The following is a 12,258-nucleotide window of genomic DNA, read 5'->3' on the forward strand; positions in this document are numbered from 1 at the left end:
GCGGGCCGCGATCGCGGTGGCCGACGCCGAGGGCCTCGACGCGGTGTCCATGCGCCGGGTGGCGAGCGAGGTCAAGTCGGGCACCACCTCGCTCTCCGAGCTGAGCGCGGCCGACCTGCCGGACCTGCCCGCGGGCACCGCGCTCGACCCGTCCTGCACGCCCGGCGTGCCCGGCGGCACGCTCACGCTGCTCACCCACACGCCCACGCGGGCCCTGGCCGCGCTGCTGCCCTGGGCCGCCCGCGCGGGCGCCGACGAGCTGCCCGACCTGCGCGTCCACCGGCCCACGCTGGAGGACGTCTACCTCAAGCTGATCCGCGAGAACCAGGGGGCCCAGGCATGACCAGCTCGAACGCGATCGTGGCCGAGCAGGGCCGTCCCGTGCGCGCGTCGGGCGGCGGGTCGGGGCTGTGGCGGGCGTCGGCGGCCCGTTCGTCGGTGGAGCTGAAGTCGTTCTTCCGCAACCGGCAGTCGTTGTTCTTCACGCTGCTGCTGCCGATCGTGCTGCTGCTGGTGCTCGGCTCGATCTTCTCCGGCACGGTCCCCGGCACGCACACCGACTTCAAGCAGATGTTCGTGGCCGGGATCATCGCCTGCGGCATCATGAGCGTCAGCTTCAACGGCCTGGCCATCAACATCGCGATCGAGCGGGACAACGGCATGATCCGCCGCCTGGCCTCCTCGCCGATGCCGAAGACGGCGTACTTCGTCGGCAAGATCGTCCGGGTGGTGGTGACCGGGGTGCTGGAGGCGGCGATCCTGCTGGGCGTCGGCGTCGCGCTGTTCCGCCTGCCGCTGCCGCCGGACGCCGGACACTGGCTGACCTTCGCCTGGGTGCTGCTGCTCGGGGCGACGTCCTGCTCGCTGCTGGCGGTGGCCTTCAGCGCGATCATCCCCAACGCCCGCTCGGCCGCGGCGATCGTCACGCTGCCGTTCCTGGTGCTGCAGTTCATCTCCGGGGTGTTCTTCCCCTACAGCGAACTGCCGGCGTGGATGCAGAGCCTGGCGGCGTTCTTCCCGCTGAAGTGGATGACGCAGGGCCTGCGCTCGGTGTTCCTGCCGGCCGACTTCGCGGTGGTGGAGCCCGCCGGCGCGTGGGAGCTGGGCAGGACCGCCGCGGTGCTGGGCGGCTGGTGCCTGGCGGCGCTGCTGCTGAGCCTGCTGACCTTCCGCTGGCGCGGCGCCAACGTCCGCTGACCGGGGAAGGGGCTCAGATGGCGAGGGTGAAGCCGGTCAGCCTCCTGGGCACCAGGCCCGGCGCCCAGGCGGGCGGCTTCCCCGTGCGGCGCAGCCCGGGATACCGCTCCAGCAGCCCGCTCAGCAGCAGCCCGCCGGCCTGCCTGACCAGCGGCGCACCCAGGCAGAGATGGGTGCCCGCGCCGAAGGCCAGATGGGGGTTGGGCGACCGGGTGACCAGCAGCTCGTCGGGCCGGTCGAACACCGCCGGATCGCGGTTGGCCGCTCCGACCAGGGCCAGCACCCTCGCCCCCGCCGGGATCAGGCCGCCGTCCAGCGGGACCGCCTCGGTGGTCACCCGGGCGGTGAACGGGATCGGCGACTCCAGCCGCAGCAGCTCGTCGACGGCCTGCTCGGCCACCTGCGGGCCGCCGTCCCTGATCAGGCCGGCGGCCTCTTCGCGCGGCAGCAGCCAGTGGAGGGCGTTGCCCACCATCTCGGCCAGCGGCTTCCATCCGCCGACTACCGTGAGCGCGGCGATGCCGAGCATCTCGGCCCTGGTCAGCCGGTCGTCGGCGGCCAGCCGCCCGAACGGCGAGCCGCCCGGCCCGTTCCCGGCGGCCTCGGCGGCGGCGTCGGCGCGCTCGCCGAGGAAGCGGGTGAGCTCGCCCATCGCGGCCCGCCCGGCCGCGGCGGCCTGCGGCCCGGCCAGCGGGTCGAGGTTGACCGACACGCGGGCGGCCAGCCCGGCGAAGGCCGGCACGTCGGCGGCCGGCAGGCCGAACAGCCTGGCCAGCACGCCGGTGGCCAGCGGCTCGCCGAGGTCGGCGGTGGCCTCGATCTCCTCCCGGCCGGCCAGCCCGTCGAGCACCGCGCCGATGCCGGCCTCGATGTCGCCGGCGATGCCGCGGATCGCGGCCGGGCCCATCAGCAGCGCGCCGGGCGAGCGCAGGCGCTGGTGCTCGGGGGGATCGGTGGTCAGCATCGACGGCGGCAGCTCGTCGTCCCTGACCCGCTCCCGCTGCCCGAGCGCGGCCGAGAAGCGCGGGTCGCGCAGCGCGAGCGCGCAGTCGGCGTGCGCGGTCAGCAGCCACATGCGCGAGGTGACGTCGAAGTGCACGGGATCGTGCTCGCGCAGCCAGCGGTACGCCGGATACGGGTCGAGCCGCCCGCGAGGAGAGAACGGGTGCGGCAGGTGGCCGGGCAGCGTGCGGGGTGCCGTCATGGCGTCTCCTCGTGATCAGGCCGAGGACAAACTACTACAGAGGATGTGCCGGTGGCAGAGCTTGACGTCGTCGTGATCGGCGCCGGGGTGAGCGGGCTGGCGGCGGCCGCGCGGCTGGCCGCCGCCGGGCTGGCGGTCACGGTGCTGGAGGCCAGGGAGCGGGTGGGCGGCCGGATCCGCACCCACCGGCCGACCCTGCTGGAGCTGGGCGCGCAGGTCATCCACGGCGACCGCAACCCGATCGCGGCGCTGCCCGGCCTGGAGGCGCCCGTGCCGGTGCCGCGGCGCGCGGCTCGGGTGCTGCTGCCCGGCGGGCCGCGCCCGCTGACCGCGCTGCGGCCCACGCCGCCGCTGCTGGAGGAGCGGCTGACGTCCGGCGCGGCCCGGGAGCCGCTGCGCCGCCTGGCGGGGGCGAGCCCCTGGGACGTGCCGGTCGCGACGTGGCTCAAGGAGGAGACGGCGCAGTGCCCGCAGGCCCTGGAGCCGGCGGCGGAGTGGTTCAGGCAGAACTGGGCGGCCGAGCCGGAGGCGCTGAGCGCGCCCGCGCTGGCCGCGCTGCGCCGGGCCGACCGGTCCGGGCGGGGCGAGTTCGCGCTGCCCGGCGGTTTCGACCGGCTGCCCGCGCGGCTGGCCGAGGGGTTGCGGGTGCGGCTCGGCGACGCGGTCGTCCGCCTGGCCTGGACGCCGGGCCGGGTGCGGGCGCTGACCGCCGCGGGGCGCGTGGAGAGCGCCGCCGCCGCCGTGGTGACCGTGCCGCCGCCGGTGGTCGCCGAGGGACGGCTCGTGCTGGACGACCTGCCCGTGCGCAAGCAGGCGGCGGCCTACGAGCTGCGGCCCGGCGACGCCTGGTGCGGGCTGGCCGCCTATCCAGTGGCCGCCCCCGAGTCCGTCGTGGTCTTCGACGCCGGCGGCCGTCTGGGATTCGTCAGCACGACCGCCGGGCGGCCCGAGGTGCTGGTGATGGCCAAGGGACGGGCCGCGGCGGCGGCCCGGAGCGCGTGGGCCGAGCCGGGCGGCCTGGCCGCGCTGCTGGCCCGCGCCCTGCCGTGGACGCGGGGGCTGAACCCGGAGGTGGTGGTGTCCGACTGGGGCGCCGACCCGTGGGCGGGCGGCGCGTACACCTACCCGGGCGTGGGGACGTTGTGGGCGTCCCCGGCCTGGGCCGAGCCGCTGGGCGGGACGGTCTTCTTCGCCGGGGAGGCCACCGTCGGCCTGTCCGGCCCGCCCATGGCGCACATGGCGATGGCCAGCGGGGAGCGCGCGGCCACAGAGGTGATTGGGGCGCTGGAGAGATGACGGCCGGAAACGGGGAGCTCCACGGCGGGTGGTTCCTGCTCGCCCTCGACGACGAGATCGGCCCGGGGCTCACCCCGCTGCGGCTGGGTGGCGCGCGCCTGATGGCCGTGCGCGACGGCGAGCGGATCCGGGTGTTCGAGGCCACCTGCCCCCACCGGGGCGCCCATCTGGCCTACGGCGGCAAGCTGGACGGCGACTGCGTGATCTGCCCCTTCCACGGCAAGCGCGTCTCGCTGGGCGGGTCCGGCCGCCGCTGGTCGGTGGGCGAGCTGCGGACGCTGCGGGCCGGGGCGGCGCTGTTCGCCCGGCTGTCCGGCGACCCCGGCGACGACCGCGGCTTCGAGCAGGCGATCAAGCAGGCGGCCGAGGACCTGGTGATCGTGGCGGCGGTGAACCAGCCGGTGACGGTCCCGGCGGAGTACGTCGTCGAGAACGCCTTCGACGCCCAGCATTTCAGCACCGTCCACCTGGTGCCCTCGGTGCGCGGCATGCGGGTCAGCATGGGCGGGCACGACGAGCTGGTCATCGAGGGCGAGTTCCGGACCAAGGCGCCGCCGTGGGAGCGGGAGCGGCGGCTCGACTTCGCCTCCCGGTTCGTGGCCCGCGCCTACAGCCCGCACCTCGTGGTGACCGAGCTGGGCACGGAGTCGGCGCCGTACACGATCGTCACGGGCGCGGTGCCGGACGGGACGGGCTGCGTGGGACGGGTGGCCATCGGCGTGCGGCCGGACCAGCGGGACTCGCTGCCGGCGCTCGTGCACGGCGCCCGCTACGCCTTCGACCAGGACCGCGTCGTCTGGGACCACCTGGACACCGGCGCCCCGCAGCGGCTGGACGCCGGCGACACCCCGGTCCTCGCCTTCCGCCGCTTCTGCCAGGGCTTCGCCCCCGTCCCCGCCTCCGCCTCCGCCTCCGCCGGAGCGTCCTCATGAGCCTGTACGTGCGCTCGACCGGCGAGGGCCGGGCCGTGTTGTGGATCCACGGCTACACGATGGACGCCTCGGTCTGGGAGCCGCTGTGGAACCTGCTGCCCGGCTGGCGGCACGTCGGCGTGGACCTGCCGGGGCACGGGCGGTCCGGGCCGCTGCGGCCGGGCACGTCGCTGCCCGCGCTGGCGGCCGAGCTGGCCGGGCTGGCCAGGGCGGAGTCGGCCACGCTGGTGGTGGCCGAGTCGATCGGCTCGATGATCGCGCTGCAGCTGGCCGTCGACCATCCCGATGACGTGCGCGGGCTGATCGTCGGCTCCCCGACCATCGCCGGCGCGCCTCCCGAGCCGGGCACCGCCGAGCGTTACCGGGCGCTGGCCGGGCTGGCCCGGATGGGCGCGGACGGCGAGCAGCTCGCCGACCTGTGGATGTCCTCGCCGCCGGACATCTTCCGCGGCACCGAGGACCATCCCGGGCTGCGGGCCAGGCTGCGGGCGATCGTGGCCCGGCACTCGTGGCGGGAGCTGCGCGACGGCGCGATGCACGGGCTGAGCAGGCACGTCCACACGGTGGAGGACCTGCGCGGCATCCGGGCGCGCACGCTGGTCGTCGTGGGCGACCGGGACATGCCGACGTTCCGGGCCGGCGCGGCGCTGCTGCGCGAGTCGGTCCCCCGGTGCCGCACGGTCACCGTCCCCGGCGCTGGGCACCTGTGCCTGATCGAGCGGCCCGAGGTCGTGGCGCCGCTCGTCGCCGCGCACCTGCGGCTGTCGGCCCTGGACGCGCACGAAGCCGACGATGTGGACGATGTGGACGAGGAGGCCGGGCGTGCCGATTCACGAGCACTATGAGCCGGGCGAGCCGTGCTGGGTGGACTACGGGGCGCTCGACCCGGCCGGCGCGCGGGCCTTCTACGGGGAGCTGTTCGGCTGGACCTTCCGCGAGGAGGGCGGCTACTCCTTCGTCGAGCTGGGCGGCCAGGTCGTGGCCGGTTTCGGCCGGGTGCCGCCGGGCCTGCCCGCCTCCTGGAACACCTACCTGGCGGCCCCGGACGCGGACGCCGTGGCCGTACGGGTGAAGGAGCTGGGCGGCGGCGTCGTCTTCGGCCCGATGGCGGCCGGACAGGACGGGCGCGTGCTGTTCGCGACCGACCCGGCGGGGGCGGCCGTCGGCTTCTGGGAGGGGCACCGGCCAGCCGGGATCGTGCTGGCCGGCGAGCCGGGCACGTGGTGCGCCCACGAGCTGTGGTCGGCCGAGGCCGGGTTCTACCGGGACCTGCTCGGCGTCGCGCCCGAGGTCCGCGAGGGGACGGGGGCGCGGCCGCAGTGGATGACGTTCTTCGCGACCGCCGACCGCGCCGCGACCGCCGCGGCGGCGGCCCGGCTGGGCGCCACGACCGCCCCCGGGCATCCCCGGGCGACGATCGTGCGCGACCCGTGGGGGGCCCTATTCGCGCTGACGTGACCGGCCGGACAGCACGAAGAACAGGGCCACGAGGACGGCGCCGGCGATGACGACCACCGAGCCGACCGTCTTGCCGATCAGGAAGGCCACGACCACCGCGGCGGCGTAGACCAGGGGAACGACCAGCCGGAGGTTCAATCCCATGCGCGCTCCTTGCAGAAAGACGGAACGGAACTCAGACGCATCATCGAACAGGCCGGGCCGGCGGTCCAGAATAACGCCGGAATATACGTATCGGCCTACGTATTGGGCCCCGCACGCCGGGCCCGTCACTGCGTAATACGTATCGATTATCGGAAGGGCTCGCGATGACCAAGGTATTAGTGATCGGCGGCGGCCCGGCGGGCTCGATCGCCGCGACGCTGCTGGCCCGCAACGGAATGGACGTCCGGCTCCTGGAACGCGAACGTTTCCCGCGTTACCACATCGGCGAGTCCGTCTCGCCGTCCTGCCGGACGATCATCGACTACGCCGGGGCGCACGAGAAGATCGAGGAGCGCGGCTATCCCGTCAAGGAGGGCCTGCTGCTGCGCTGGGGTGCCGAGCGCGACTGGACGGTGAACTGGGCGGCCACCTTCGGCCCCGAGGTGCGCTCCTGGCAGGTGGACCGGGACGACTTCGACCAGGTGCTGCTGGACCACGCCGCCTCGCAGGGCGTCGAGGTGATCCAGCAGGCCAGGGTCAGGCGGGTGCTGTTCGAGGACGGCCGCGCCCGCGCCGCCGAGTGGGACCGCGGCCTGGAGCGCTTCGATCACGTGGTCGACGCCTCCGGACGCGCCGGGGTACTGTCGGCGCAGCACTTCCGTGACCGACGCCCGCACGACGTCTTCAGGAACGTCGCCATCTGGGGCTACTACCAGGGCGGCGAGCTCCTTCCCGACACGCCGGGCGGCGGCATCAACGTGATCTCCTCACCGGAAGGGTGGTACTGGGTGATCCCGCTGCGCGGCGAGGTGTTCAGCGTCGGCTTCGTCACCCACCAGACCCGCTTCCTGGAGCGGCGTGCCCACTACCGGTCGCCGGAGGAGATGTTCCACGCGGTGGTGGCCGAGTCGCCGACCGTGGCGGGGCTGATCGGCAGGTTCACCGGCCCGGTGCGCGTCGAGCAGGACTTCTCGTACGTGGCCGACTCCTTCTGCGGCCCCGGCTACCGCATCGCCGGCGACGCCGCCTGCTTCCTGGACCCGCTGCTGTCGACCGGCGTGCACCTGGCCATGTACAGCGCCCTGCTGGCCGCGGCCTCGATCACGGCCACCGAACGCGGCGAGGTGAGCGAGCAGGAGGCCCTGGGCTTCTACGAGTCCCTGTACCGCAACGCCTACCAGCGGCTGCTGACCATGGTCTCCTCGGTCTACCGGCAGTACCGCGGCCGGGCCAGCTACTTCTGGCTGGCCCAGCACCTGATCAGGGGCGGGACGTCCGACCACGCGTTCGCCGCGATCACGGCCGGGCTGTCCGACCTGACCGACGCCACCACCGCCGGCGGCACCGCGCCGATGAGCGAGCTGGTGACCGCCGCCCACGACGCGGGGCTGCGCGCCCTGCGCAACGTCACGCCCGCCGGCAGCACCCTGGCCCCCATGCGCATGGACGCCAACGACCTGTACGACGCCGCCACCGGCCTCTACCTGACCGCTCACCCCCGGCTCGGCATCAGCCGCTCACTGACGAGGACGCCTTGATGAAGTCACTGCTCCGCCTGCTCCTGCCACTCGCCTTACTGGCGGCCCTGCTCTCCCCCGCCCCGGCGACGGCCGCCCGGACGCCCGCCTCGGCCGCGGGCGGGCAGGCGTCCGCCGGGCAGGCGGAGGCCATGCGGCGGCTGTCGTTCATGATCGGCACGTGGGCGGGGGCGGGCTGGACCGTCACGCCCTCCGGCACCCGGCAGGAGTTCCTGCAGACCGAGCGGGTGCGCTGGCAGGCGGGCGACCTGGTGATCTCGGTCGAGGGTCAGGGCCGTGACAAGGCGGACCCGCGCACGATCGTGGACAGCGCCCTGGCGGTGATCAACTACTCCGAGGCGACCGGCCAGTACCGCTGGGAGGCGTTCTCGCGCGGCTACGTCACCACGGTGGTGCCGGTGGTCGGCGACGACACCTTCGAGTGGAGCCTCCAGACGCCCGCCTACACCAGCCGCTACACGCTGACGTTCACCGGCACCACCTGGCACGAGATCGGCGAGACCACCGTGGACAGCGGCCAGACCTGGCACCAGAACTTCCAGATGGACCTGCGCCGGCTCCACTGACCCCTGCACACACTTGTACAAATGTAACACTGAGCGAAAATTTGGTAGCAATGCGTGCATAGTCCCAGTTCAGCCGGGTACCGCGACTCCATGAGCTCCTCGTTTTGGAGGAAACCGTGGACATCAATATTGGCCAAGGCCTGACGGACGCCTGGCGACAGGTCGCGACGTTCGTGCCCAGGCTGGTCGCGTTCCTGGTGATCCTGATCATCGGGTGGATCGTGGCGAAGGCGCTGCAGAAGCTCGTGGACAAGATCCTCGACCGCGTCGGGTTCGAACGGGCGGTACACCGCAGCGGCGTGCAGCGCTGGCTCGAAAGCAGCCGGTACGACGCCAGCGGGCTGCTCGCCAAGCTCGTCTACTACGCGATCCTGCTGATCACCCTGCAGATCGCCTTCAGCGTCTTCGGGCCCAACCCGATCTCGGCGCTGCTCAACGGGGTGGTGGGCTGGCTGCCCAAGGCCGTGGTCGCCATCGTGATCATCGTGATCGCCGGGGCGATCGCCCGGGCCGTCCGGGACCTCGTCGACGGCGCGCTCGGCGGGCTGTCCTACGGGCGCTGGCTCGGCATCGCGGCGGCCGTCTTCATCTGGGCGCTGGGCATCATCGCCGCGCTCAACCAGATCGGCGTCGCCACGACCGTCACGACCCCGGTGCTCATCACCGTGCTCGCCACCATCGGCGCGATCATCGCCATCGGCCTCGGCGGCGGGCTCGTCCGTCCGATGCAGCAGCGCTGGGAGCGCTGGATCGGCCGGATCGAGGCGGAGGCGCCGCAGGCCAGGGCGCACGCCGAGGCGTACCAGCGAGGGCGTGAGGACGCCCGCTCGATGGCCCGGCCCGCCGAACCGGCCCGCACCACACCCGGCGCGCCCGGCACGACCGGCAGCACCGGCCCGACCGGCCCGACCATGGGCCCGAGCGGCGGGACGACCGGCGGGGCGACCCGCGCGGACCTCCCGCCGGAGAGCTGAGCTCCGTGTGGCCGGGACAAGCGCCCGGCCACGCGGACCCCTCACGGACGGCAGGCCGGCCGGCGCGATACGTCCGGCGCAGGCTCAGGCGGGTTCGGCGAGGAAGCCCTGTTCGCGGGCGAGCCAGCAGACCGCCGTCAGCCGCAGCGCGGGCGCGTCGTGGTCGCCGCTGAAGATCCAGCCGAGGTGGCGCAGCTCGTCGAGGAAGCCCAGCAGATAGTCGCCGAGGGTCTCGCGGTCGAGCGGGATCGCGTCACGCAGCAGCGCCGCGTGCTGATCCACGGCCGCGACCAGCGCCGGCTCGCGTTCCATCCTGGCGAGCTGGGCATGGCCCAGCGTGTCCATCAACCACCGCAGGGGCGCATGCGCCCAGCCCTCCTCGAAAACCACGCGCCAACTTTAAGGCATCGCCCGAGGTCAGCCCGCCTGGGGGGCGGGTGCCGTGGTCAGTCGTGCGGTCGGTCGAAGGGCAGTCCGACGTAGTTCTCCGCCAGCGTGGTCGCCGCCGCCTCCGAGGAGGTGACGTAGTCCAGGTAGGACGTCTGGAGCCGCCGCCCGTACGGGTCGTCCTCGTCGAAGGTGTGCAGCAGCGTCGTCATCCACCACGAGAAGTGCTGCGCCCGCCACACCCGCTTCAGGCACGCCGCCGAGTAGCCGTCGAGCAGCTCCGGCGAGCCGTGCTCGAAGAACGCCGCCAGCGCCTCGGTCAGCACCCGGACGTCGGCCACGGCCAGGTTCAGCCCCTTGGCGCCGGTCGGCGGCACGATGTGCGCGGCGTCCCCGGCCAGGTAGAGCCGCCCGTACTGCATGGGCTCGGCGACGAAGGAGCGCATCGGCGTGACGCCCTTCTCGATGATCTCGCCCGTGGTCAGCTCGAAGCCCGGGACGGTCTCCAGGCGGGCCTTCAGCTCGGCCCAGACTCGCTCGTCGGGCCACTGCGCCACGTCGGCGTCGGCCGGGACCTGCAGGTAGAAGCGGCTGACCGTGGGCGAGCGCATGCTGTGCAGCGCGAAGCCGCGCTCGGTCCTGGCGTAGATCAGCTCCTCCGACGACGGCGCCACCTCGGCCAGGACGCCGAGCCAGGCGAAGGGGTACTCCCGCTCGAACACCTCCAGGACCCCGTCCGGGACGCTCGGCCGCGAGACGCCGTGGAAGCCGTCGCACCCGGCGATCACGTCGCAGTCGAGCCGCTCGCCGCCGAAGGTGAGGTACGGCTCGGACTCCGGCGAGTGCACCTCGACGTCCTCGACCTCGAACCGCAGGTCGCCGCCCGCCGCCAGCCGGGCCGCGATCAGGTCCTTGACGACCTCCTGCTGCCCGTAGACGGTGATGGCCCGGCCGGGGACGAGCTTGTCGAAGGCGATGCGGTGGCCCGCGCCGCCGTACCGCAGCTCGATGCCGTGGTGCGGCAGGCCCTCGCGCAGCAGGCGCGCGCCGACGCCCGCCTCGACGAGCGTGTCCACCGTGCCCTGCTCCAGGACGCCCGCGCGGACCCGCCGCTCGACGTAGGCGCGACTGCGCTTCTCCAGCACCACCGAGGAGATGCCGCGCAGGTGGAGCAGATGAGACAGCAGCAGGCCCGCGGGGCCCGCGCCGATGATCCCGACCTGAGTTCGCATGAGGGAAGTCTGCTGCCTGCCGGCCCTCGGAGCCGAGTAGCCTCTTCCACTGAGTGGAAGATGTGCGCAGGAGTGTGGTCATGTCCGGAGGAGCCCGGCGTCCCGGGCAGACGGTGACGTCCAAGGTGCTGGCCATCCTGGGGGCGTTCGACGCGGCCCATCCGCAGCTCACGCTGACCGACCTGGCCAGGCGGAGCGGGGTGCCGCTGAGCACGGCCCACCGGCTGGTGGCCGAGCTGGAGGAGTGGCAGGCGCTCAGCCGCTCCCCCGACGGGCGGCTACGGGTGGGGCTGCGGCTGTGGGAGCTCGGCCAGCTCGCGCCCGGCAGCCTCCAGGGCCGCGCGCACCCCTGGCTCCAGGAGCTGTTCGCCACCACCGGCGAGAACGTGCACCTCGCCGTCCGCGACGGCCTGGAGGTCCTGTACGTGGACAAGGTGTACGGCAGGCGGGCCGTGCCCATCGTCTCGCGCACGGGCGGGCGGTTGCCGATGCACCCGACCGGGGTGGGCAAGGCGCTGCTGGCCTTCGAGCCGGAGTGGTTCGTGCAGGCGTACCTGGCCCGGGCGCTCGAACGGCCCACGCCGCACACCGTCACCGAGCCGGGCCGGTTGGCCAGGGAGCTGGCGGCGGTGCGGGCGCAGGGCTACGCGCTGACGCACGAGGAGATGACGCTCGGCTCGTGCTCGGCGGCCGCGCCGGTCGTCGTGGACGGGCGGGCGGTGGCCGCCGTGGGGATCGTGCTGGCCTCGCGGCGCGCCCGCGAGCTGCCCCGGCTGGTGGACCCGCTGCTGGAGACCGCCGCCCGGATCGCCGCCGCCTGCCGGGCCCCCTGACCGGCCGCCGGACGGCGGTCAGTCGGTGAACTTCTGGATGCGGTCCTTGAACAGGGTGGTCGCGATGGCCGCCTTGTGCGGCTGCCCCTTCAGGAACGCCTGGGCGAAGCTCTTGGCCTGGTCGTAGGAGACCTTGCCGGGCATGGGCGGCTCGTTCGGGTTGACGTCCACGTCCACCAGGGCGGGGCCGTCGTGGGCGAGCGCCTGCCTGATCGCCGCGGCCACGTCCCCGGACTTGGTGACCTTGGCGCCGAACCCGCCGCATGCCCTGGCCCAGACCGAGTAGTCGGCCTCCGGCTGGGCGAAGCGCACGCCGTGCTCGGGGTAGCCGAGGACCATCTGCTCCCACAGGATCTGGCCGAGCGAGTTGTTGTTGTTGATGACGACCTTGACCGGCAGCCGGTGCTGGGCGGCGGTCAGGAACTCGGCCATCAGCATCGCGAAGCCGCCGTCGCCGACGTAGGCGATGACCTGCCGGCCGGGGAAGGCGTGCTGCA

General features: G+C 73.7%; 14 protein-coding genes and 1 pseudogene. 10 read left to right on the forward strand and 5 right to left on the reverse strand.

The features are described 5' to 3' along the window. Together ACWCSD_RS35360 and ACWCSD_RS35365 are read left to right on the forward strand one after the other, a co-directional pair. A pseudogene (locus ACWCSD_RS35360) lies at nt 1-343 on the forward strand (hypothetical protein); the annotation flags it as partial. Beyond that, nucleotides 340-1,197, forward strand: coding sequence for an ABC transporter permease (locus ACWCSD_RS35365; protein WP_358285390.1), 858 nt, complete (start codon nt 340-342; stop codon nt 1,195-1,197). The pseudogene ACWCSD_RS35360 and the gene ACWCSD_RS35365, both read left to right, overlap by 4 nt. 13 nt (nt 1,198-1,210) lie before the next feature. On the opposite strand, the gene ACWCSD_RS35370 is transcribed toward ACWCSD_RS35365, so the two are convergent. Then, on the reverse strand, nt 1,211-2,401 hold the full coding sequence (locus ACWCSD_RS35370; RefSeq protein WP_397163946.1) for a cytochrome P450: 1,191 nt from the start codon (nt 2,399-2,401) through the stop codon (nt 1,211-1,213). A 51-nt stretch (nt 2,402-2,452) separates the two neighbouring features. Here ACWCSD_RS35370 and ACWCSD_RS35375 point away from each other — a divergent pair, with 51 nt between their 5' ends. Genes ACWCSD_RS35375 through ACWCSD_RS35390 form a run of 4 tightly spaced genes read left to right on the forward strand, consistent with a single transcriptional unit; the run spans nt 2,453 to nt 6,087 of the window. Next, nucleotides 2,453-3,697: a flavin monoamine oxidase family protein gene (locus ACWCSD_RS35375; protein WP_397163944.1), complete on the forward strand. Its 1,245-nt coding sequence runs from the start codon at nt 2,453-2,455 to the stop codon at nt 3,695-3,697. Continuing rightward, the gene (locus ACWCSD_RS35380; protein WP_449921499.1) at nt 3,694-4,629 is read left to right on the forward strand and encodes a Rieske 2Fe-2S domain-containing protein; all 936 of its coding nucleotides are present in this window, start codon (nt 3,694-3,696) and stop codon (nt 4,627-4,629) included. Before ACWCSD_RS35375 ends, ACWCSD_RS35380 begins: the two co-directional genes overlap by 4 nt. Continuing rightward, nucleotides 4,626-5,474, forward strand: coding sequence for an alpha/beta fold hydrolase (locus ACWCSD_RS35385; RefSeq protein WP_449921501.1), 849 nt, complete (start codon nt 4,626-4,628; stop codon nt 5,472-5,474). Before ACWCSD_RS35380 ends, ACWCSD_RS35385 begins: the two co-directional genes overlap by 4 nt. Beyond that, nucleotides 5,452-6,087, forward strand: a complete 636-nt coding sequence (locus tag ACWCSD_RS35390; protein ID WP_449921504.1) for a VOC family protein — start codon at nt 5,452-5,454, stop codon at nt 6,085-6,087. The genes ACWCSD_RS35385 and ACWCSD_RS35390 overlap by 23 nt, the downstream gene beginning before the upstream one ends. Here ACWCSD_RS35390 and ACWCSD_RS35395 read toward each other — a convergent pair. Beyond that, a complete protein-coding gene (locus ACWCSD_RS35395) occupies nt 6,070-6,231 on the reverse strand; it encodes a hypothetical protein (RefSeq protein ID WP_352329725.1) in 162 nt (53 codons plus the stop codon). The two genes, ACWCSD_RS35390 and ACWCSD_RS35395, sit on opposite strands and share 18 nt — an antisense overlap. A 164-nt stretch (nt 6,232-6,395) precedes the next feature. On the opposite strand from ACWCSD_RS35395, the gene ACWCSD_RS35400 reads away from it, so the two are divergent. The 3 genes from ACWCSD_RS35400 to ACWCSD_RS35410 all read left to right on the forward strand — a co-directional run bounded on the left by ACWCSD_RS35400 (nt 6,396) and on the right by ACWCSD_RS35410 (nt 9,309). Further along, nucleotides 6,396-7,769 (forward strand): NAD(P)/FAD-dependent oxidoreductase, encoded by a 1,374-nt coding sequence (locus ACWCSD_RS35400; protein ID WP_387664712.1) that lies wholly within the window; start codon nt 6,396-6,398, stop codon nt 7,767-7,769. Further along, the gene (locus ACWCSD_RS35405; RefSeq protein WP_449921508.1) at nt 7,769-8,335 is read left to right on the forward strand and encodes a hypothetical protein; all 567 of its coding nucleotides are present in this window, start codon (nt 7,769-7,771) and stop codon (nt 8,333-8,335) included. Before ACWCSD_RS35400 ends, ACWCSD_RS35405 begins: the two co-directional genes overlap by 1 nt. Before the next feature lie 122 nt (nt 8,336-8,457). Continuing rightward, nucleotides 8,458-9,309 (forward strand): mechanosensitive ion channel family protein, encoded by an 852-nt coding sequence (locus tag ACWCSD_RS35410; RefSeq protein ID WP_449921517.1) that lies wholly within the window; start codon nt 8,458-8,460, stop codon nt 9,307-9,309. Nucleotides 9,310-9,393: 84 nt separating this feature from the next. Here ACWCSD_RS35410 and ACWCSD_RS35415 read toward each other — a convergent pair whose 3' ends face one another. Together ACWCSD_RS35415 and ACWCSD_RS35420 are read right to left on the reverse strand one after the other, a co-directional pair. Then, nucleotides 9,394-9,699 carry a DUF6401 family natural product biosynthesis protein gene (locus ACWCSD_RS35415; RefSeq protein ID WP_449921511.1) on the reverse strand — a complete coding sequence of 102 codons (306 nt, stop codon included), beginning with the start codon at nt 9,697-9,699 and terminating at the stop codon, nt 9,394-9,396. A gap of 56 nt (nt 9,700-9,755) precedes the next feature. Continuing rightward, entirely contained in the window at nt 9,756-10,928 is a 1,173-nt protein-coding gene (locus ACWCSD_RS35420; RefSeq protein WP_397163936.1) for a 4-hydroxybenzoate 3-monooxygenase, read from the reverse strand. An 80-nt stretch (nt 10,929-11,008) separates the two neighbouring features. Between ACWCSD_RS35420 and ACWCSD_RS35425 the strand changes: the two genes are divergently transcribed. Continuing rightward, nucleotides 11,009-11,761 carry an IclR family transcriptional regulator gene (locus ACWCSD_RS35425; protein ID WP_352356857.1) on the forward strand — a complete coding sequence of 251 codons (753 nt, stop codon included), beginning with the start codon at nt 11,009-11,011 and terminating at the stop codon, nt 11,759-11,761. 18 nt (nt 11,762-11,779) lie between these two features. Here the strand turns inward: ACWCSD_RS35425 and ACWCSD_RS35430 are convergent. After that, nucleotides 11,780-12,258: thiamine pyrophosphate-dependent enzyme (locus ACWCSD_RS35430; RefSeq protein WP_449921514.1), on the reverse strand; the 479-nt coding region annotated here is incomplete at its 5' end.

The sequence above is a fragment of the Nonomuraea sp. NPDC001684 genome (genome assembly GCF_053596515.1).

Bases quoted from the DNA above. Each gene is read 5' to 3' on its own strand.
- ACWCSD_RS35365 (WP_358285390.1), top strand. From the start codon at position 340: ATGACCAGCTCGAACGCGATCGTGGCCGAGCAGGGCCGTCCCGTGCGC.
- ACWCSD_RS35370 (WP_397163946.1), bottom strand. From the start codon at position 2,401: ATGACGGCACCCCGCACGCTGCCCGGCCACCTGCCGCACCCGTTCTCT.
- ACWCSD_RS35380 (WP_449921499.1), top strand. From the start codon at position 3,694: ATGACGGCCGGAAACGGGGAGCTCCACGGCGGGTGGTTCCTGCTCGCC.
- ACWCSD_RS35385 (WP_449921501.1), top strand. From the start codon at position 4,626: ATGAGCCTGTACGTGCGCTCGACCGGCGAGGGCCGGGCCGTGTTGTGG.
- ACWCSD_RS35395 (WP_352329725.1), bottom strand. From the start codon at position 6,231: ATGGGATTGAACCTCCGGCTGGTCGTTCCCCTGGTCTACGCCGCCGCG.
- ACWCSD_RS35400 (WP_387664712.1), top strand. From the start codon at position 6,396: ATGACCAAGGTATTAGTGATCGGCGGCGGCCCGGCGGGCTCGATCGCC.
- ACWCSD_RS35405 (WP_449921508.1), top strand. From the start codon at position 7,769: ATGAAGTCACTGCTCCGCCTGCTCCTGCCACTCGCCTTACTGGCGGCC.
- ACWCSD_RS35420 (WP_397163936.1), bottom strand. From the start codon at position 10,928: ATGCGAACTCAGGTCGGGATCATCGGCGCGGGCCCCGCGGGCCTGCTG.
- ACWCSD_RS35425 (WP_352356857.1), top strand. From the start codon at position 11,009: ATGTCCGGAGGAGCCCGGCGTCCCGGGCAGACGGTGACGTCCAAGGTG.